The organism is Cyanobium sp. Lug-B, assembly GCF_024345635.1.
Lineage (GTDB): Bacteria > Cyanobacteriota > Cyanobacteriia > PCC-6307 > Cyanobiaceae > Cyanobium > Cyanobium minutissimum.
This window is the reverse complement of record NZ_JAGQBM010000007.1, coordinates 1-18,737: the sequence shown is the minus strand read 5'-3', so window position 1 is coordinate 18,737 and position 18,737 is coordinate 1. Positions and strand designations below refer to the sequence as shown.

The following is an 18,737-nucleotide window of genomic DNA, read 5'->3' as shown; positions in this document are numbered from 1 at the left end:
CTCATGCACCGGGCAACCGGAGCACCAATGGGGCCATAGCTCAGCTGGTAGAGCACCTGCATGGCATGCAGGGGGTCAGCGGTTCGAGTCCGCTTGGCTCCATTTCGTGATGATCGTGCCCATAGACGGTCATTGGCGTCGTTCCCACGATGGCTACGAGCAAGCGTGTGGGGCCAAGCACCTGCAGGATGGGCCTGATCCTGTGGCGCCAGCGCCCTGATGAGCGACACCGGCCTCTCCCGCCAGCTCGGCCTCCGCTCGCTGACCCTGGCGGTGGTCACCAGCACCATCGGTTCGGGCTGGCTGTTCGCCCCCTTCTATGCCGCGCGTTTCGCCGGTCCGGCCGCCCTCGGCGCCTGGCTGCTGGGCGGGCTGCTGGCCTTCGCCCTGGCCCTGGTGTTTGCCGAGCTGGGTTCCCTGCTGAGCAGCTCCGGCGCCCTGGCCCAGATCCCCCTGCTCAGCCACGGCCGCACCGCCGGTTTCATCGGCGGCTGGTGCGCCTGGGTCTCCTACCTGGCCCTGCCCAGCATTGAGGTGATGGCGGTGATGCAGTACCTGGCCAGCAGTGCTCCCTGGCTCACCGCCGACCAGGGCGCCGGCCAGGTGCTCAGCGGCGCCGGCCTGGCCCTCGCCAGCCTGCTGCTGGTGCTGCTGGCCTGGGTCAACCTGGCCGGCGTGGGCTGGCTGGCCCGCTGGATCGACGGTCTCACCAGCTGGAAGCTGGTGGTGCCCCTGGTCGTCTCGATCACCCTGATGTTGACGGCTGGCCACTGGGGCAACCTTGTGCCCCTGGCTCAACCGGTGGGGACCACCTTGGAGGGCATGGTGCGGGCCATCAGCAGCGGCGGCATTCTGTTTTCGCTGCTGGGCTTTCGCACCGCCATGGACCTGGCCGGGGAGGCCCGCCAGCCGCAGCGCACCGTGCCCGTCGCCATGGCCCTGGGCCTGGGTCTCTCGCTGCTGATCTACCTGCTGCTGCAGCTGGCCTTTCTCGTGGCCGTCCCCCCCGGGCAGCTCGGCGGCGGCTGGGCCGCGCTCCGCCTCAGCGCCCACGGCGGGCCGCTGGTGGCCCTGGCCCTGGGGCTGGGCCTGGGCTGGGTCGGCCGGCTGCTGCTCCTGGATGCGGTGGTGTCACCCACGGCCACCGCCATGGCCTACATGGGGGCCGCCTCCCGGGTGGGCTGGATGATGGGGCGCTGCGGGCTGCTGCCCAACGTGCTCGGCCGGATCAATCGCCAGGCGGTCCCGTCGGTGGCCCTGGTGATCAGCCTGGTCCTGGGCATCGGCCTGCTGCTGATCGGGCCCGGCTGGCAGAACGTGGTGAGTCTGCTCACCGCCACCCTGGTGATTGCCCTGGCCATGGGTCCGGTGAGCCTGGCCGCCCTGCGCCGGCAGTTGCCGGACAGGACCCGGCCCTACCGCCTGCCCTGGGCCGGCCTGTGGTGCCCCCTGGCCTTCGTGCTGGCCACCTGGGCGATCAGCTGGTGCGGCACCACCGCCCTGCGCGGCGCTGTGCTGATCGTGCTGCTGCCGGCCGTCGGCTTCGTGCTGCTCGCCCTCAGGGGCCGGGCCGCTGGCGCACGCCAGGGCGAGGAGCCGCCCCACGGCCCGCTGCATTTCCGCCAGGGGCTGTGGTGGTTCCTTTATCTCGGGGGCCTGGTGGCCATCACTGCCTGGCCGCTGGGGCTGGCCGCCGAGCTGGGCCTGCTGGCGGCCTGGGCGCTGCTGGTGTTCCCCCTGGCGGTGCACTCCCGGTTGGTCGCAGTGTCCCCGTGGGCAGGGGTCGGCAACGACTGACCGTCGGGACGCTTGGCAAGGGCGCTTCAACCTCGACGCCTGGGCGGGGAGAAGAGGATCCACCCAGGTGCTGTGAGCCATCTGGCTGGTCGGGAACGTTTTCCGATGGTGCGGCGAACAGGATGACCGGACCCTTGGCCCTTGGCCCCATGGAGGCAACGTCCGGTCCATTCCCCCACGATCCCTTCCGGGTGGCCATCGCTGCGCGACTCACCGGGCACGCCCTGCGGATTGCCACAGGGATGGGGGTGGTCCTGGCGTTGCTCTCCCCGGCTGTCGGTAAAGCCGACGGCATCGTGGAACCCAACACCAGCTCCCTGGCGCCGATCGATCGCGAGGCCTTCCGGCAGCAGTACGGCCAGGAAGGCCTGTTCCGGCTGCGACTGGGGGTCGATGCGGCCGAACAGCCTCCCAAGGCTGGAGCCGCTCCCCAGAGCTGCCCCGCCGCCACCTGGGCCGGCTCGCCGCAGAAGCAGCGCTACGACGCGGCGATGGGCCTGCGGAAGTTCTACGCCGCCGGCGAGGCCCTGGGGGAATGGCGGCGGCTGTGTGCCCCCACGACCGCCACGCCATGAACCGGATCAGGGCTGTGGCCCCCCGCCTCACTCACTGGCCGCCTTCGTGCGCATGGCCGCCTCCAGGCTCCTGATCTCCTCCGGCGACAGCTTGGGCCGATCCAGCTTGATCGTGAGCTTGTCGAGGTTGCCGGTGAAGCGGAACGGCGGCTGGTAGTCGGCGTCGTTGACGCCGGTGAGGGTGTCGGAGCCCACGTCGAAGCTCTCGTCCCACTGCAGGATCATCGGCAGGGTCTTGGCCATGGTTTTGGTGGCCACCGCCTTGCCGTCCACCTTGAGGGTGCCGGTGCCAGGGCGGCCAACGCCGCTGAAGTCGTTGAAGGCCAGGGTGCCGGCCCCCTTGCCGTCGTAGACGAAATCGAACACCACCTTGTGTTTGCCGGGGGCAAGGGCCTCGGTGCCCTCCCACTTGAGGCGCTCCAGATCCACCATGTTCCAGACCCACACGGGCTTGCTGTTCTTCAGGTAGAAGCCGTAGCCGCCGAAGCGGCCGCCAGAGGTGAGCAGCATGCCCTCGGCACCGCCAGCAGGCACCTCGATGTCGGCGCTGACGCTGTAGGAGGTGTTGAGCAGCAGGGGCGAATCCCCCTGGGGCAGGCCCACCATCGGATGGGTGTAGACGAACTCGGTGCGGCCGGCGGTGATGTTGGGCCGGGGGGCCACGATCCGGGCCGCCACCGAGGCATCGAGCGGGAACACCTGGTATTTGTTGGCCTCGGCGATGAAGGCCGCCTTCATCTCCTTCAGCTTGCCGGGGTTCTGGGTTGCCAGGTCGGTGGTCTGGCTGAAGTCGTTGTTGAGGTTGTAGAGCTCCAGGGTCTGGTTGTTGAGCGGATCGGGGTTGGCCGGGCCGAAGGCGTCCCAGGGGGCCCGGTTCACCTTGGTGCTCAGCAGCCAGCCCTCGTTGTAGAGCGCCCACTGACCCATCATCTCGAAGTATTGGGTCTTGTGGCGCGAGGGCGCCTTGGTGTTCTTGCTGTCGAAGGTATACACAAAGCTGGTGCCCTCAATTGGCTTCTGGGGGATCCCATCCACCACCTCGGGTGCCCGTAAGCCCGCCGCCTCCAGGATCGTGGGCACCACGTCGATCACATGCACGAACTGCTCGCGCAGGCCACCCCTGTCCTTGATGCGCGCCGGCCACGACACCACCATGTTCTGGTTCACGCCACCGAGCCGCGAGGCATTCTGCTTAAACCAGCTGAACGGGGTGTCTAAGGCCCAGCTCCAACCCGCCGACATGTGGTTGTAAGTGAGATCGGTGCCCCACACGTCGTAGAACTTCATCTGCACCTCGACGGGCAGCTTGTTGAGGCCGTTGAAGAAAGCCACCTCGTTGGGGGTGCCCAGGGGCCCGCCTTCGGCGCTGGTGCCGTTGTCGCCGTTGATGTAGATGATCAGCGTGTTGTCGAGCTTGCCGAGGTCATCGAACTGCTGGATCACCCGGCCAATTTCATAGTCGCTGTAGGCGGCGTAGGCGGCGAACACCTCCACCTGGCGGATGAACAGCTTCTGGGCCTCTGGGCTCAATTGGTCCCAGGGCGTGATCACATCGGCGGGCCAGGGGTCGAGCTTGGCGTCCTTGGGGATCACACCGAGTTTCTTCTGGTTGGCGAAGATGCGCTCTCTCAGCTTCTCGTAGCCGTCATCAAAGAGATGCATGGCATGGATCCGATCCACCCACTCCTTGGTGGGGTGGTGGGGAGCATGGGTGGCCCCGGGGGCGTACTTGATGAACAGCGGCTTGCTGGGGTTGATCTGGTGCATCCGCGCCATGTAGTCGATGGCGTCATCGGCCATCTCCGTGACCAGGTTCCAGCTGCCTGGCTCCTTGCCCTCGAAGGGATAGATCTGGGTGGTGTTGCGGAACAGGTTGGGCTGCCACTGATTGGCGTCCCCACCCACGAAGCCGTAGAAGTATTCGAAGCCCATCCCCGTGGGCCATTGGTCAAACGGGCCGCTCTGGCTGGCCTGGAACGCCGGCACGTTGTGGTCCTTGCCGAACCAGGCGGTGGAATAGCCGTTGTCTTTGAGAAGGCGGCCGATCGTGGCCTTGTCCCGCTCAATGATGCTGTTGTAGCCGGGGAAGCCGGTGGACTGCTCCGAGATCACGCCGAAGCCGGCGGAGTGGTGGTTGCGGCCGGTGATCAGGGCGGCGCGGGTGGGAGAGCACAGGGCCGTGGAGAACATGCGGTTGTACCGCAGGCCCGCCTTGGCGACGCGCTCCATCGCCGGGGTGGGGATGACGCCGCCGAAGGTGCTGGGCACACCGAAACCGGCGTCGTCGGTGAGGATCAGCAGCACGTTCGGGGCGCTCTGGGGCGGCGTGATCCGGGGCGCCCACCAGGGCTTCGATTGCAGCGCCCCGTCCTTGATCACCCCGCCGAAGGGGGGCGCCGGGGCCGGCAGCTGGGTGCCGGAGATTGTGGTGGTGGCATTCGGGGCTCCGGGCGTGCCGGTGATCCGCTGGGCCAGGGCCGGCACGGCCCTGAACGACCAGCCCACCAGGGCCAGGGCCAGGCACGCCGGCACCAGGCGCCGCAGCAGGCGGCCGAGCACGGCGCTCAAGCGGGTCAGGGGACGCTCAGCCATGGGTCGTCAGGGCGGGGAAAACGAGTCGGAAACCGATGTGGGAGGTGCCGGTGTCGGGGCTTTCGGCCTCCCGCGCCGCCGGCCGGTAGCGGCTGCAGTAGTTGGGGGCGCATAGGAAGGAGCCCCCCTTGATGACGTGCTTGGCCACCCCGGGCTCCCGCGGATCGCTGCTGGCGGCCGGGTCGGCCAGCACCGGGTCGTCCTGGCCGGCGAGGCGGTCGTGGCCGGGCCGGTACCAGTCCGCCGTCCACTCCCAGACATTGCCGGTCATGTCCTGGAGTCCGTAGCCGTTGGGGGGAAAGCGGCCCACCGGAGCGGTGCCGCTGAAGCCATCGTCGGCGGTGTTGCTGACGGGAAACTCCCCCTGCCAGGTGTTGGCCAGGCCGGGCCGCCAGGTGTTGCCCCAGCTGAAGGCCCGATCCCGCAGCCCACCCCGGGCGGCGAACTCCCACTGGGCCTCGCTGGGGAGGGCGGCGCCGGCCCAGGCCGCGTAGGCCTCCGCATCCGCCAGCGACACCTGCACCACCGGGTGGTCGAGCCGGTCGTCGATGGAACTGCCCGGGCCCTCGGGGTGGCGCCAGTCGGCCCCGGGCACCCACTGCCACCAGCTGAGCTCCGCCAGGGGCTCGCCGGGGGAGGGCGGCCGGAACACCACCGAGCCCGGGCGGCGCTCGGCGTCGGAGAGCTCCGGGAACTGCTCCGGGGGCAGGGGCTGCTCCGCCTGGGTCCGGTAGCCCGTGGCGGCCACGAAGGCGGCAAACGCGCGGTTGGTCACCTCGGTGCGGCCGATGCAGAAGGGTTGCAGACGCACCGGCGCCTCCGACTCCGCCTCCTCCGGCAGACGGCCCGCCGCGCCGATGCGGTAGCGGCCGCCGGGGATCGGGGCCATCGACGGCGGGCAGGGGTCCGCTGCCGGGGCGGGGGCGGGCCACAGCAGCACCACGCCCATCCCCAAAGCCAGGATGAGCAGGGCGGCCAGCACCGCCAAGCCCCAGTCCTCAGGACGATGCACAAACACGGATTCGCTGCGCCCTGCGGATGGCTCACGGCCCGCATTGTGGGGGCGTCAGTGAGCGGTTCAGGGTCACATCGATCACCTTCGACACACTCCTTGGCACTGCCGATTGGCATGACGCAGCCGCCTTACCACGGGCCCGCGGCCGCCATCGAACGCAGGACGGCAAGACTGTCGCAGAGGCGCAAAAGTGTCAGGCGGATCCTGTCAGCATTGGCGGGGACCATGGCACGCTGACCCGTCCGAGAATCGCCCCCCCGCCCATGACCTCCCCCTTTCGCCGTCACGGCAGCCCGACGCTGCTCGCCAGCCTGCTCCTCGGCCTCGCCATGGCCTGCCCCGGCGCCGGGGCCCAGCCACAGGCGAGCCCCGATCAGGCGGCGGCGCTCAATGCCGTGGCCCGGATGATGGAGGCGCAGCGCACCTACTACCAGAAGAACGGCGCCTTCCGGGCCACGGTCTCGAACATCCAGCAGGATTTCGGCATCGCCCTGCCGGCCTCCTTCAATTACGCCGTTCGCACCACCACCGAAGCGGCCTATAGCTATGTGATTCCGGCCCAGACCGCCAAGACGGGTCAGCTCAACGCCTATGTGGGGGCGGCCTTCCTGACACCCACCCAGAATCCCCGGATCACGACGATCATCTGCATGAACATCCAGCCGGGCCAGATCCGTCCGGCGGACCCCCAGCTCGTGCTCGGCACCCTGGTGGCCAATCCGAGCGGCCGGATCGTGCAGTGCGGCGATGCCTCGGTCGAGGTCACCGCCTCGATCGTCAACGAATGACGGCCACGGTTCCGCTGACGCTGCTGGAGTCACGGGCGGTGGAGGTCAACGACCCCGCCGCCCTGCTCGATCGGGTGGCGCGGGACTTCCCCCTCAACGCCTTTCTCGAGAGTCAACGCAGCGGCGGCTTCTTCCATCGCAGCGGCATCCTCCACGTGGGGCAGATCGCGGTGTCCTGCAGCCGCCACTCCCCGCTGGAGATCGGCTTCGACGATTCGCCGGTCGCCACCCTCACTCTGCCGCTGGCCGGCGTTGGCGAGGTGACCAGCGACGGCCAGCGGCTGAAGCTCGAGGCCGGCCCGATGGCGGCCTACCTGCCCGGCGCCGCCTTCACGGCCAGCACCGGCACCTTCGAGGAGGTGATGATCTGTCTCGATCGCCGGCGGCTGGCCGAGACGGCCGCCGCCATCGGCGGCTTCGGCGCCGGCGTCGGTGGCTGTGGGCCGGCCTTCGAGCGCACCCTGCGGGTGGATGGCAGCGCTTCACCGCAGCAGGCCGACCTGCTCCACCATCTCCACCTGGCGTTGCGGATGCTGGAGGCTCCGCTGCTGCGCTCGGTGGGGGGGCTGCGGACCTGCCAGCTCGAAGATCTGCTGTTCCGGCTGGTGGCGGCCATCGTCTGCCCTGAGGTGCTGAACGGGATCGATCAGGCGATCGCCGATCACCGCCGGGACCGCCCCTTCGACGACCTGCTGGAGTGGATCCGGGCCAACCTGCACGCCCCGATCACCGCCACGGAACTCAGCCGGCGCAGCGCTTACTCGCAGCGCAACCTGCAGTATCTGTTCCAACGGCGGTTCGGCTGCAGCCCCATGCAGTGGGTGAAGCGCCAAAGGCTGAGCGCGGTGCACGCCGATCTGCTGCGGGCCCAGCCGGGCGAGACCGTGGCCGCCATCGCCCGCCGGCATGGCTTCGTGCAGATGTCATCATTCGCCGCCCGGTTTCGGGAGAGCTACGGCCTCACCCCCTCGCAGCTGCTGCGCCGTTCGCGCCTCGACGCCGGCTGAGGCGACCGGCCGCCCACCGGTGGAGGAGCGCTTCGCTACCGACAGGCTTCCCTTTGCAGACTTAGAGCAAAGCCAGCATCCGTCCCCCGAGCCTCCCCATGTCCAGCTCCTTCACCCAGGCGGTCGAGGCCCTCACCGCCCAGGCCCAGAGCCTGATCGCCGCCACCACCAGCGAAGTCGACGCCCTGCGTGAGGAACTGGAACAGGAGCGCCGCTTCCGGCGCCACCTGGAGGCCGCCGCCGCCACCCGGGCCCACGAGGTGGCGGCCGAGCGGGAGGAGGCCCGGCTGGAGCGGGAACGGCTCGAGGCCGAACTGGCCGAGGCCCTCGAGGGCCGGCGCCTGGCCGAGGCGGAGGTGGAGCGCTTCCACGAGGCCATCCGTCAGCAGCTGGCCATCGCCGAACAGGAGCAGGCGGCCCTGGAGGAGGCCGAGCGGGAGCGGGACCGGCAGCGCGAGGAGGCGTGGCACCTTCGCCTCCAGGAGGCCGCCGAGGCCGCTGCAGCCAGGGAAGCCGAGCAACAGGAGGCCGCGGAGCGCGAGCGCCGGACCCTCCTGCAGGACCTGGAGAACGAACAGCGGACGCGCCTCAGGCTGGAACGGCGCCTCGCGGGGGTGCGCCAGGCCGTGATCGACCTGCTCGACCCCCAGGAGGAGCCCCAGGCCACGGCGGAGCCCGACGCCACCGGAAACGGCACCGCCACCGACTGCGACAGCGACGGCCAGCTCGAGCTCCCTGACGCGACCGCCCGCCTGGCCCTGCGCAAGATCCTGGTCTCCCGGCCGGCCGGCCAGGGCTCCCTGCCGGTGCTCACCTGAGGTACGCCCGGCCGAGGCGCGCCTGGCCCCGGCGCCGCGGCAGCCTTCTGCTGGCCCTGGTGGCCCTCGCCCTTCTGCTGGTTCTGGCTCCCTTCGATGGAGCCGTTGCCCAGGAGCGGCCTGGGGCCCCGGCCTTTCTCCAGTTGGACGGCGTCAGGCTGTTCCCGGTCAGCACCTCCAAGGAGTACTCGGGCGAGGAACGGGTGGAGCGGGCCAACCGTCTGCTGCAGGAGGCGGTCGCGACCGGGAGCCCGGCCAGGATCGGGGTGCAGGAGCTCCATAACCTGCCGGTGATCACCCTCGATGGCGCGGTGATCCTCACGGTGACCCGCCGCGACACGCAGGAGGGGCTGTCGGTGCAGGGCCAGGCTGGGGTGTGGCGCCAAAGCCTCACCGCCGCCATCCAGCGGGGGAGACGCCAGCGTCAGCCCGCCTATTTGGCCCGCATGGTCCCCGTCTCCCTGGGGATCCTTGGGGCCATGCTCCTGTTGCACCGGCTGCTGTGGCTGCTGTGGCGGCGCTACCTGCCCTCGGCCCTCACCCAGCCGCTGGCCGGTGACTCCAGCAGCGGCCAACCCCTGCGACCCAGGGACTGGCTGCTCCATGGGGTCCTGGTGCTGCTGCGGCTTGGCCTCTGGGTGGCGGCGATCCTGATGATCGCTGGCTTCTTCCCCCTCACCCGGCTGCTGACCAGCCGCCTGCTGGAGGCCCTCACCGAAAGCCTGGGCTCCCCCTTCCTGCCCCTGGGGGGACACCGCTACTCCGTCCTCGACGCCCTCATCCTGGTGGCGCTCTTCCTCGTGCTGGTGCGCGGGGTGGCGTTCCTCAAAGGCCTGCTGCGGATCCGGGTCCTGCAGCGCACGGGGATCGAACCCGGCTCCCAGGAGGCCATCGCCTTCCTGCTGCAGTACGGCCTGCTGTTCCTCGGAACGCTGGTGCTGCTGCAGCTCTGGGGCCTCGATCTCACCTCCCTGGCCCTGTTCGCCAGCGTCCTGGGGGTGGGGGTGGGGCTGGGCCTGCAGGGGATCGCCAGGAACCTGATCAGCGGCCTGATCATCATGTTCGAGCGGCCCATCAAGGTGAACGACTTCATCGAAGTGGGAGACCTGCAGGGCACCGTGACCCACATCAATCTGCGCAGCACCGAGGTGGTGACCCTCGACCGCATTTCGATCCTTGTGCCCAATGTGGAGTTCCTCGAGTCCCGCGTCGTCAACTGGAGTCATGGCAGCTCGGTGGCACGGCTGAAGATTCCGGTGGGCGTGGCCTACGGCTCCGATTGCCGGGTCGTGCGTGGGGCCCTGCTGGAGGCCTGCGTGGACGTCGGAGACATCCTGGCCACTCCATCACCCCAGGTGTTCTTCAAGGGTTTCGGCGAGAGCTGCCTGGATTTTCAGTTGCTGGTCTGGATCAACCAACCCCGGCGTCAGTATGAGATCCGCAGCGAGCTCAACTTCCGCATCGAAGCGATCCTGCGCCGTCACGAATTGACGATTCCGTTCCCCCAGCGGGATCTGCATCTGCGCAACGAGCGCCTCGAGGTGGCGTTCCCCGCCGAGATCACCGACGCCCTGCTGAACCGGCTGGGGCCGATGGCGCCCAGTGGGGACGACTGAAGAGTCACCGTCCCTGACCCGGGCCCGGGACCACGACCAGGGTGGGGCAGCCGGGAAGGAGTGCTAAAGAATGAGGAGGTCTCCAGCAGAAAGCAAGCGGAGGGAATGGCCCCATGCCAGAGCTGGATCTCAACGACTTCATCGACCCCCAGGCAGAGGAAGCGGCAGGTTCAGCGATGGAATCCATTGAGCAGGCTGCCTTGCCTGGCCTTGCACTGGGAAGCACCGCTGATGCCGGACGTTCCGCACAGCAGGCCAGCCGGACCGACGATCAGGACTCCCTGCAAGCTCTGCAGAAGCGGCAGCTGAGGGACGAGCATCCTCTGCGGATTGCCTATCTCAAGGCACAGGCCGACATCACGCAACTCCAGAGGATCAGTCAACGGCTGCGGATCGTCTCACAGGCCTGTATTGCCGTGTTGGCGTGCCTGCTGGGAATCAGTGTTCTTGTCCTTGTCGTCGAAGCCATGCGATCCCGGGCCATTGTCATCAAGGAGTTCAGCACACCGCCGCGGCTTGCTGACAGGGGGCTGTCCGGGAGGGTGGTTGCCAGCAGCCTCCTGGACGAGCTCACGCTGCTGCAGTCAAGTACCCGCAGTCGCCTGGAGAAGCGCAAGGTGTCAGATGCCTGGACAAACCAGATTGAACTGGAACTACCTTCCACTGGTATCTCGATTCAAGATCTTGAAAATCTTCTCCGCCAACGCCTGGGGCATGATCTCACGGTGTCTGGAGATCTGGTACAAAGCTCGAATGGCGCACTCATTCTCACGGTCCGAGGGGAGACGATTCCCGCCCAATCCTTCAATAATGATAACAACGACATAAAAAAACTGACCAGGGATGCAGCGGAGTACATTTTCGAGCACACGCAACCCTCGCTCTACGTTTCGTCGCTGATCGCCAAAGGCGAAAGCGAGGCGGCTGTGGCCTTCAGCGAACGAGCATTCCCCAGCACCTCTGAGGCCGATCGACCGTACCTTCTCAATCAATGGGCCAATGCGCTACAGAACATCGGACAACCGGCAAAAGACTCCCTTTTCCTTTATGGGAAAGCACTGGCCCTGAAGAAAGATTTCGGGAATGTCCACAACAACATCATGCTGACGACCGTCGTCATGGGAAGGGAGCAGGAGGCCTGGGAGTACGGCAAGAAGCATCTGCAACGCCAAGGCGGACGTGCGACCACCAGGAAGGAACTTGGCTCGGGGCAGTGGAATCAACTCACCTGGAACCTTCAGGCTTGGAGAGCCGTTCTTGCTGACGATGCTCTCCAGTACCAGGGGATCGGCTCCGGCAACCAGCTACGTCATCCCGTGATCGCCCTCATCGACACCCGTCTGCATGACCTGGATGGAGCCCGCTTTCATCTCAGCCTCGGGGCAGGAACATCCAGCGATTCCACCATCAAAGCGCGCAGCCATTTTGTGCAGGGACGCATTGCCGCACTGACGGGGAACACCACCCTTGCCCTTCGTGAAATGGAGAGCTTCAAATCCGAGTACGAAAGCAAGGGAACGGTTTCCGCCAACATGCCTGGGTACCTCTGCTGGGTGGCCCTGGCACAGGAGGAGGCGGGGCGTCCCCGGGAGGCTGATCAAACCCTCCGGCAAGCTGGACGCTACGTGAACTGCCTGCGATTCAAAGGGGATATTCTCGATCGCAGAGGTGACTGGGTAAATGCCCAACTTGCCTATGCTGAGTCTGTCCGGATGGCTCCAGATCTGCCAGCCGGCTACTACTCCTGGGGGGCGGCGCTGGCGCGACATGGTCAAACCAAGGCGGCCATGGAGAAACTCGCTGCCGCGGCCAAACGCGGCCCAGGCTGGGCAGATCCCCTGAAAGCATGGGGTGATTGCCTTGCCTCGCAAGGGCAATGGAAGGCTGCCCTGAAAAAGTACCAAGCAGCCTCAAGGCTAGCCCCTGAATGGGCCAGCCTGAAACTGGCCCTCGAAGATGCAAAGGCACACCGCTACATCCCAAGGCGACAGCCGCTGGGACTGTGAGTAGATGGGCCGGGAAAAACATGCCAACAGCCCACTACTTTAGACTTCTGGATGCCTGTTCAATGCCCTGAACAGCAATGCCCTGAACAGCCCCACCGCCATCACCGTGGGCTCTCACTCGCCACGATGAATCCAGCCAGCCCCCGCTCCCGCCCCCTTTCCCTGCACTGGCAGGCCCGACCTTGACCCCATTGATGCAGGAGGCGGGGATTGCCCTGCTCCTGGCCCTCGCCAGGGTGCTCCTGGGATCCCTGGTCGTGTGGCTGCTGGTGCGGTTGCTGCGGAGCCGGCTGCGACGCTTCGACCGGCGCTCCGGCGCTGCCCTGGGGCGCGACGCCCGGATCGTGCCCCTGCTGCTGAGCAGCCTCGCCTCCCTGGGCTACCTGGCCATGGTGGTCTGGGGCTGGCGGTCCCTGGTGCGCAGCTGGGAGGTGCTCCGGGTCGATCCCGGACCGGATCGTCTGGTGGAGGGCGCGGCGCTGCTGGTGGCGACCGTGCTCGTGGTGCGCCTGATCAACCGCAGCCTGCTGCTGCTGCTGGAGCGGTCGCTGCAGCGCCTCGGGCGGGAGGAGCAGACCAGCACCCTCCGGGCCCTGGCCCCGATGATCCGTGCTCTGTTCTGGGGGCTGGGAACCCTGGTGTTTCTCCAGAAGCAGGGGGTCCCCCTCGGCGCGGTCTACGCCTCGCTGGCGGGGGCCGGGATCGGGATCGGCCTGGCCCTGCGCGGGCCGATGAGTCACTTCATCAACTACCTCACGATCGTCATCGACAAGCCGTTCCAGATCGGCGATCTGATCGGTTTTGCCGACGTGCTCGGCCCGGTGGAGCGGGTGGGCATCCGCTCCTCCTCGATCCGCAGCCTCAGCGGCGAACGGATCGTGATCGGCAACGAGGAACTGCTCCAGAAGACGATCCGCAACTTCGGCGATCTGCCCCGTCGTCGCGTCGCCCACACCCTGCGCCTGTCGGATCGGATGGCGGCGGACAAAGCCGCATCCATCGCCGGGCTGGTGGAGGGGGTGGTCCGGGCCCATCCACCGGCCACCTTCGACCACTGCCATTTCATCCGCTTCGTCGAGGGCGCCCTGGAGTTCCAGTTCGTGTTCTTCGTGCCCGAGAGCGATGTCACGGTCTATCTGGATCTGCAGCAGGCCATCAACCTCGGGATCCTCGAAGCGTTCCAGTCGCAGGGCATCGACTTCGCTCCCTCACCCCAGGATCCGGCTTCGCCCCGGATCAGCCCGGCGCCCGGCTGACCCAGCGCCAGGCCCCCGCCAGCAGGGCGAGGGCGATCAGGGGCCCCTCGCCCCAGCGGTCGTAGGGGGTGAGCGGTGTGCGCTGCTGCACCGTGACCAGGCCGATGGCCGGGCGGCCCTGGGGCAGCTTCTCCAGCACCCGGCCGCCGGAGTCCACCAGCAGGCTGGGGCCGGTGTTGGCGGAACTCACCAGCCAGCGGCCGGTCTCGATGGCGCGCAGCTGGGCCAGGGCGGCGAACTGCCCCTGCAGCTGCAGGGGGTAGGGGTCGAGGTTGGCGCTGGCCAGCAGCCAGCGGGCCCCCTGGCGGGTGGCGGCGGCCAGGGCCGCCCCATCGGAGAGCTCGTAGCAGATAGCCACCCCCACATCCCCCCCGGGCCGCGCCAGCAGCCGGGAGGCCGGCCCCGGCTCGATCCCCCCCACCGCCGACAGGCCGCTCCAGCGCCACAGGCCGGCCAGCGGCACCCATTCGCCCAGGGGCACCACCCGGTGCTTGTCGATCCCTCCGCCGGCTCGCAGCTCGCCGGGCTCGAAGCGCAGCAGGCTGCTGCGCAGCTCCACCCCCTCGCGGCGGAAGCCGCCGCTGAGCACCTCCACCGGCGCCGCCAGCGGCAACGGCTGGCCAAGCGCCAGGGAACCCTCCGGCAGCAGCACCCCCTGCACCGGCGGCTCAGCCGTGGCCGCCTGCCGCTGGGCGGAGGCCAGCTGCAGCAGCAGCCGGCGCTGCTGGTCGGCCTCGAACTTCTCCCGGGTGGGGATGGCCGGCTGCACCACCAGCCAGCGCTCGGCCCGTCCGCCGGGAGGGGCCGCAGCCTGGGCCAGCAGGGCCAGGCCGGCCAGATGGCAGCCCACCACCAGCCCCAGGGTGGCCAGCAGCCAGCGGCTCCGCTGGGCGGGCAGGGCCCGCAGCGCCCGCCACAGGCCCCAGCCGATCAGCAGCTGCAGCGCCGCCAGGGACCCGGCTCCCCCCAGGGCCGCCAGGCCGGCCAGGGCCCGGTCCCCCGGCAGCGCTGCCGCCCCCAGCCCCAGCCAGAACAGGGGACCTTTGGCCAGGAGCACCTCGGCCAGGCCCCAGACGGCCGCCGCCAGCAGCGCCGTGCTGGGCCGGGCGGGATCGAGCCGGCCCACCAGGGCGGTCCAGCCCCCCACCAGCAGGGCGGCGGCCAGGCCGATGGCCAGCCACAGCACCAGGCAGATCGGCAGGCTCAGGGGACCCGGCACCCCGATCCAGTCGAGGGGATGGAGCCAGAGCAGCCAGCGATGGCTCACCAGCACCGCCGCAAGCCCCCACAGCCCGCCGCGCCGGAACCGCTGCCCCGCCGGCCCCCCGCGGCTCTCCGTCAAGGACCAGAGCAGCACCACGGCGGGCCAGAGCAGCCAGGGCCAGCCCACCGGCGGCAGGGCCACCCCCGCCAGCAGCCCGCCGCCGGCGCCGGCGACCCAGCCGATACGCCGGTCATTGCCCATGGTCGCCGGGCCCGGGAGGCGCCAAGGTCAGGGAAGCGTCACACCGTTTCCCCAAGGAAACCTCCTTCATGGACCAGGGCAATCTGCTGCAGATGCTGCTGCTGCGCGGCCTCGGCACCACCTCGCTGGTGGCCGACCGGCTCAAGTACGTCAGCCAGGAATGGGTGAGCAGCGGCCGCCTCGACCCCAGCCACGCCTCCGCCCTGGTGGAGGACGTCATGCGCGCCCTGCGGGGCGAGACGCCGGAGGTGGAGCAGCAGGCGGAACGCCAGCTGGAGCGCAACCGCGACCAGCTGCTGCAGGACCTGGGACTGGCCCGGCAGCGGGAGCTGGACGAGCTGCGCGGCCGCATCGACCGGCTGGAGCAGACCCTGCGGCAACGCCAGAACAGCGGCGAAGGGACCGACTGATCGCACTGGCAGAATCCCCCCATCCGGGTCCTTCCGCATGCGCGACATCCTGATCAGCTCGATGGTCTGCGTAGCCTGTCTGATGCTGGCCTTCGTCAGCCAGCTGGTGTCGCCCTCCCAGGTGGAGGCCGCCGCACCGGCCCCTGCCGAGGCCGGCGTCCAGCAGGCCCTGGCCCGCTCCGGCCCCGCCACCGCGCCCCAGGCGAACGCTGCCGCCGCAGCGGAGGCCAGAGAGGCCGTGGCGGCCCCCCTCGAACTCGACCCGGACGTCCCCAACCCCACCCTGTTCACCATGGCTCCCGACTCCTCCAGCGCCGACCTGGCCTCCGGCGGGGCCGCGGCCCTGGGCGGCGAGCTCGTCTCCCCCACCGAGCGCACCACCCCCAGCGGCCTGCGCATCACCGACCTGACCCTGGGCGAAGGCGCCGAGGCCAGGAGCGGCCAGACCGTGGTGGTCAACTACCGCGGCACCCTCACCAACGGCAAGGAATTCGACAGCAGCTACGGCCGCGGCCCCTTCTCCTTCCCCCTCGGCGCCGGCCGGGTGATCCGGGGCTGGGACGAGGGCGTGGCCGGCATGAAGGTGGGTGGCAAGCGCAAGCTGGTCATCCCCCCCGATCTGGCCTACGGCGAGCGGGGCGCCGGCGGTGTGATCCCCCCCAACGCCACCCTGGTGTTCGAGGTGGAGCTGCTGGAGGTCAAGGGCTGAGGCCCGGCCCCGGGCAGCCAGGTTTCGGGTGACGATCGTTACAATGCCGCGAAACCAAACCATCTCCCATGGCTCACCAGCTGCCCGAACTGCCCTACGGCCTCGACGCACTCGAGCCCCACATTTCACGCTCAACGCTGGAGTTCCACCACGGCAAGCACCACGCCGCCTACGTCACCAACCTGAACAAGGCGATCGAGGGTGGCGAGCTCGAAGGCAAGAGCCTCGAAGAAGTGATCCTGGCGGTGGCCGGTGACGCCTCCAAGGCCGGTGTGTTCAACAACGCCGCCCAGGTCTGGAACCACAGCTTCTACTGGCAGTGCATGAAGCCCGGCGGCGGCGGCGCCCCCACCGGTGCGCTGGCCGAGAAGATCGCCGCCGACTTCGGCAGCTACGAGGCCTTCGTCGAGCAGTTCAAGACCGCCGGTGCCACCCAGTTCGGCAGCGGCTGGGCCTGGCTGGTGCTCGATGGCGGCAGCCTCAAGATCACCAAGACCGCCAACGCCGACCTGCCCCTGGCCCATGGTCAGAAGGCCCTGCTCACCATGGACGTCTGGGAGCACGCCTACTACCTCGACTACCAGAACCGCCGTCCCGACTACATGACCACCTACCTCGACAAGCTGGTCAACTGGGACTTCGTGGCCGCCAACCTGGCCGCCTCCTGATCAGGCTTCGGCTCCAACCACCAGCCTCCGGGGATCCCCGGGGGCTTTTTTTTCAGGCTGGCCGGGCCCCTGGCAGCACCGCCTCCGGCGCGATCCACATGGCATCGCCGTAGGAGAAAAAGCGGTACCGGCGCCCAATCGCCTCGCCGTAGAGGGCCAGCAGGCGATCGCGGCCGATCAGGGCACTCACCAGCAGCAGCAGTGAGCTCTTCGGCAGGTGGAAGTTGGTGAGTAGCCCCTGCACCACGGCGAAGCGGTAGCCGGGCTGGATCACCAGGTTCACCGGGCCGGTGTGGGGGCGGAGCTCGCCGCCGTGCAGCTGGGCCACGGCCTCCAGGCTGCGCACCGAGGTGGTGCCGATGGCGATCACCCGGCCGCCCGCCGCCCGGCAGGCCGCCACCGCCTCCACCAGCTGTGGGCTCACCTCCACCCATTCGCTGTGAAGCTCCAGGGCGCTCAGGTCTTCCGTTTCGATCGGCCGGAACGTGCCCAGGCCCACGTGCAGGGTGGTGGTGGCCACCCCGACACCCCGTTCCCGGATCGCCGCCAGCAACTCGTCGCTGAGGTGCAGGCCGGCGGTGGGGGCGGCCACGGCCCCGGGACGGGCGGCGTAGCGGGTCTGGTAGCGCTCGTTGTCGCTGGCGTCGTGTTCGTGGATGTAGGGCGGCAGGGGGATGGCGCCGTACTGCACCAGCAGGGGCTCAAGGGCCGCTGCATCGGCGCATTCCCGCGGGAACTGCACGATGCGGCCGCCGGTGGAGGGATCGCTGCCCACCACCTCCACCGTCAGGGGCGGCTGGCCCTCGGCCACCACCTCCAGGCGGTCACCGGGCCGCAGCTTCTTGGCGGGCCGCGCCAGGCAAAGCCACAGGCCCGCCCCGGCCGGCCAGGGCTCGAGCACCAGCAACTCCACCGCACCGCCGCCGGACCGCCGGGCCTCCAGCCGGGCCCTCAGCACCCGGGTGTCGTTCACCACCAGCAGATCGCCGGGCCGGAGTTCGTGCTGCAGATCCCAGGCGCTGAGGTGGCGGGCATGGGGGGCGGGCCCAACCCCCGCCGGATCCACCGCCAGCAGCCGCGCGGCGTGCCGGGGCTCCACCGGCCGCTGGGCGATCCGTTCCTGCGGCAGGGCGAAGTCGTAGCTGGACAGGCGCAGGTCGGCGGGATCCGGCACAGAGGCAGGGGCGCGCATCGGGTTGGCGGGCTGGGCGGCGATGCAGCGCCCTAGAGGGCCAGGCTTTCGGGCCGGTTTTCGATCAGGTCGGCGAGATCCTTGAGGAAGGCGGCGGCATGGGTGCCGTAGATGACGCGGTGGTCGGCGGTGAGGTTCACCTGCATCTGGCGGCGCACGGCGATCGAACCGTCCTTGAGGGCCGCGACCACGGGCCGGGAGGCGGCGACCGCCAGGATGGCGCCGGTGCCCGGGGGCAGGATCGCGTCGAAGCGATCGACGCCGAACATGCCCAGGTTGGAGAGGGTGAAGGTGCCGGTGGTGTACTCCTCCGGCTTGAGCTGCTTGGAGCGGGAGCGGGCGACCAGGTCGGCCCAGTGGCGTGAGAGAGAATAGAGGTCGGTGCGGTCGGCGGCGGCCAGCACCGGCGTGATCAGGCCGCCGTCATCCATGGCCACGGCCACGGCCACGTTGACAGAGGCCGGGTAGGTCATGCCGGCATCCGTGGCGGAGGCGTTGACCTGGGGATGGCGCGCCAGGGTGACACCCACGGCCTTGGCCAGCAGGGCCGTCATCGTGACGCCCTTGGCCTTCACCTGCTTGTAGAAGGCGTCGAGCCGGTCGGTGGTGATCGTGTAGCCGACGTGGAAGCAGGGGACCGCCAGGCTGGCGTTCATGTTGCGAACGACCGCCTGCTGCAGGGTGTTGAAGGCCACCGTCTCACCGGCGCGGCCGAAGGCCTGGCCGGCGGGGGCGGGGGCGGCTGGGGCGGCCGCTGCGCCATTGCCGGCCGGGGCGGCCATAGCCGGGGCGGTGCCTTCGTCCACCCGGGGCACGCTCACCG

Annotated in this window: 16 protein-coding genes and 1 tRNA gene; 12 read left to right on the top strand and 5 right to left on the bottom strand. The window is 69.2% G+C overall.

The genetic code is table 11. The annotated features are described in order from the left end of the window. The first annotated feature begins 29 nt into the window (after nucleotides 1-29). The 3 genes from KBY81_RS02945 to KBY81_RS02935 all read left to right on the top strand — a co-directional run bounded on the left by KBY81_RS02945 (nucleotide 30) and on the right by KBY81_RS02935 (nucleotide 2,372). A tRNA-Ala gene (locus KBY81_RS02945) sits at nucleotides 30-102 on the top strand. 117 nt (nucleotides 103-219) lie between these two features. Continuing rightward, nucleotides 220-1,797, top strand: a complete 1,578-nt coding sequence (locus KBY81_RS02940; RefSeq protein ID WP_254975547.1) for an APC family permease — start codon at nucleotides 220-222, stop codon at nucleotides 1,795-1,797. Between the two features lie 149 nt (nucleotides 1,798-1,946). Then, nucleotides 1,947-2,372, top strand: coding sequence for a hypothetical protein (locus KBY81_RS02935; RefSeq protein ID WP_254975546.1), 426 nt, complete (start codon nucleotides 1,947-1,949; stop codon nucleotides 2,370-2,372). A 27-nt stretch (nucleotides 2,373-2,399) separates the two neighbouring features. Here KBY81_RS02935 and KBY81_RS02930 read toward each other — a convergent pair whose 3' ends face one another. Both KBY81_RS02930 and KBY81_RS02925 read right to left on the bottom strand, forming a co-directional pair. Beyond that, nucleotides 2,400-4,964 carry an arylsulfatase gene (locus tag KBY81_RS02930; RefSeq protein WP_254975545.1) on the bottom strand — a complete coding sequence of 855 codons (2,565 nt, stop codon included), beginning with the start codon at nucleotides 4,962-4,964 and terminating at the stop codon, nucleotides 2,400-2,402. After that, a complete protein-coding gene (locus KBY81_RS02925; RefSeq protein ID WP_396103649.1) occupies nucleotides 4,957-5,976 on the bottom strand; it encodes a formylglycine-generating enzyme family protein in 1,020 nt (339 codons plus the stop codon). Before KBY81_RS02925 ends, KBY81_RS02930 begins: the two co-directional genes overlap by 8 nt. Before the next feature lie 266 nt (nucleotides 5,977-6,242). Here KBY81_RS02925 and KBY81_RS02920 point away from each other — a divergent pair, with 266 nt between their 5' ends. The 6 genes from KBY81_RS02920 (at nucleotide 6,243) to KBY81_RS02895 (ending at nucleotide 13,470) form a co-directional block, all read left to right on the top strand. Continuing rightward, entirely contained in the window at nucleotides 6,243-6,767 is a 525-nt protein-coding gene (locus tag KBY81_RS02920; protein WP_254975544.1) for a type IV pilin-like G/H family protein, read from the top strand. Next, the gene (locus KBY81_RS02915; RefSeq protein WP_106220640.1) at nucleotides 6,764-7,774 is read left to right on the top strand and encodes a helix-turn-helix domain-containing protein; all 1,011 of its coding nucleotides are present in this window, start codon (nucleotides 6,764-6,766) and stop codon (nucleotides 7,772-7,774) included. The genes KBY81_RS02920 and KBY81_RS02915 overlap by 4 nt, the downstream gene beginning before the upstream one ends. 98 nt (nucleotides 7,775-7,872) lie before the next feature. After that, entirely contained in the window at nucleotides 7,873-8,592 is a 720-nt protein-coding gene (locus KBY81_RS02910; protein ID WP_254975543.1) for a hypothetical protein, read from the top strand. Between the two features lie 59 nt (nucleotides 8,593-8,651). Further along, nucleotides 8,652-10,208 (top strand): mechanosensitive ion channel family protein, encoded by a 1,557-nt coding sequence (locus KBY81_RS02905; protein ID WP_254975542.1) that lies wholly within the window; start codon nucleotides 8,652-8,654, stop codon nucleotides 10,206-10,208. A 113-nt stretch (nucleotides 10,209-10,321) separates the two neighbouring features. After that, complete coding sequence (locus KBY81_RS02900; RefSeq protein ID WP_254975541.1) at nucleotides 10,322-12,214, top strand: M48 family metallopeptidase; 1,893 nt, start codon at nucleotides 10,322-10,324, stop codon at nucleotides 12,212-12,214. Nucleotides 12,215-12,408: 194 nt separating this feature from the next. Next, the gene (locus KBY81_RS02895; protein WP_106220637.1) at nucleotides 12,409-13,470 is read left to right on the top strand and encodes a mechanosensitive ion channel family protein; all 1,062 of its coding nucleotides are present in this window, start codon (nucleotides 12,409-12,411) and stop codon (nucleotides 13,468-13,470) included. Here the strand turns inward: KBY81_RS02895 and KBY81_RS02890 are convergent. Next, a complete protein-coding gene (locus tag KBY81_RS02890; protein ID WP_254975540.1) occupies nucleotides 13,451-14,935 on the bottom strand; it encodes an apolipoprotein N-acyltransferase in 1,485 nt (494 codons plus the stop codon). The genes KBY81_RS02895 and KBY81_RS02890 overlap by 20 nt on opposite strands. Nucleotides 14,936-15,003: 68 nt before the next feature. Here KBY81_RS02890 and KBY81_RS02885 point away from each other — a divergent pair, with 68 nt between their 5' ends. From KBY81_RS02885 to KBY81_RS02875, 3 genes are all read left to right on the top strand, one after another. Then, a complete protein-coding gene (locus KBY81_RS02885) occupies nucleotides 15,004-15,345 on the top strand; it encodes a phasin family protein (protein WP_106220635.1) in 342 nt (113 codons plus the stop codon). A gap of 37 nt (nucleotides 15,346-15,382) precedes the next feature. Next, a complete protein-coding gene (locus tag KBY81_RS02880) occupies nucleotides 15,383-16,054 on the top strand; it encodes an FKBP-type peptidyl-prolyl cis-trans isomerase (RefSeq protein WP_254975539.1) in 672 nt (223 codons plus the stop codon). A 68-nt stretch (nucleotides 16,055-16,122) separates the two neighbouring features. Continuing rightward, a complete protein-coding gene (locus KBY81_RS02875) occupies nucleotides 16,123-16,722 on the top strand; it encodes a superoxide dismutase (RefSeq protein WP_254975538.1) in 600 nt (199 codons plus the stop codon). 52 nt (nucleotides 16,723-16,774) lie between these two features. Here KBY81_RS02875 and queA read toward each other — a convergent pair whose 3' ends face one another. Further along, nucleotides 16,775-17,914, bottom strand: a complete 1,140-nt coding sequence (gene queA / locus KBY81_RS02870) for a tRNA preQ1(34) S-adenosylmethionine ribosyltransferase-isomerase QueA (protein ID WP_254975537.1) — start codon at nucleotides 17,912-17,914, stop codon at nucleotides 16,775-16,777. A 32-nt stretch (nucleotides 17,915-17,946) separates the two neighbouring features. Continuing rightward, a partial coding sequence (locus KBY81_RS02865) for a 2-oxo acid dehydrogenase subunit E2 (protein ID WP_254975536.1) occupies nucleotides 17,947-18,737 on the bottom strand: 791 nt, incomplete at its 5' end.

What these genes read in the sequence shown, in the direction of transcription:
- KBY81_RS02940 (WP_254975547.1), top strand. Translation starts at nt 220, where the DNA reads ATGAGCGACACCGGCCTCTCCCGCCAGCTCGGCCTCCGCTCGCTGACC.
- KBY81_RS02935 (WP_254975546.1), top strand. Translation starts at nt 1,947, where the DNA reads ATGGAGGCAACGTCCGGTCCATTCCCCCACGATCCCTTCCGGGTGGCC.
- KBY81_RS02930 (WP_254975545.1), bottom strand. Translation starts at nt 4,964, where the DNA reads ATGGCTGAGCGTCCCCTGACCCGCTTGAGCGCCGTGCTCGGCCGCCTG.
- KBY81_RS02920 (WP_254975544.1), top strand. Translation starts at nt 6,243, where the DNA reads ATGACCTCCCCCTTTCGCCGTCACGGCAGCCCGACGCTGCTCGCCAGC.
- KBY81_RS02915 (WP_106220640.1), top strand. Translation starts at nt 6,764, where the DNA reads ATGACGGCCACGGTTCCGCTGACGCTGCTGGAGTCACGGGCGGTGGAG.
- KBY81_RS02910 (WP_254975543.1), top strand. Translation starts at nt 7,873, where the DNA reads ATGTCCAGCTCCTTCACCCAGGCGGTCGAGGCCCTCACCGCCCAGGCC.
- KBY81_RS02900 (WP_254975541.1), top strand. Translation starts at nt 10,322, where the DNA reads ATGCCAGAGCTGGATCTCAACGACTTCATCGACCCCCAGGCAGAGGAA.
- KBY81_RS02895 (WP_106220637.1), top strand. Translation starts at nt 12,409, where the DNA reads ATGCAGGAGGCGGGGATTGCCCTGCTCCTGGCCCTCGCCAGGGTGCTC.
- KBY81_RS02890 (WP_254975540.1), bottom strand. Translation starts at nt 14,935, where the DNA reads ATGGGCAATGACCGGCGTATCGGCTGGGTCGCCGGCGCCGGCGGCGGG.
- KBY81_RS02885 (WP_106220635.1), top strand. Translation starts at nt 15,004, where the DNA reads ATGGACCAGGGCAATCTGCTGCAGATGCTGCTGCTGCGCGGCCTCGGC.
- KBY81_RS02880 (WP_254975539.1), top strand. Translation starts at nt 15,383, where the DNA reads ATGCGCGACATCCTGATCAGCTCGATGGTCTGCGTAGCCTGTCTGATG.
- KBY81_RS02875 (WP_254975538.1), top strand. Translation starts at nt 16,123, where the DNA reads ATGGCTCACCAGCTGCCCGAACTGCCCTACGGCCTCGACGCACTCGAG.
- queA (WP_254975537.1), bottom strand. Translation starts at nt 17,914, where the DNA reads ATGCGCGCCCCTGCCTCTGTGCCGGATCCCGCCGACCTGCGCCTGTCC.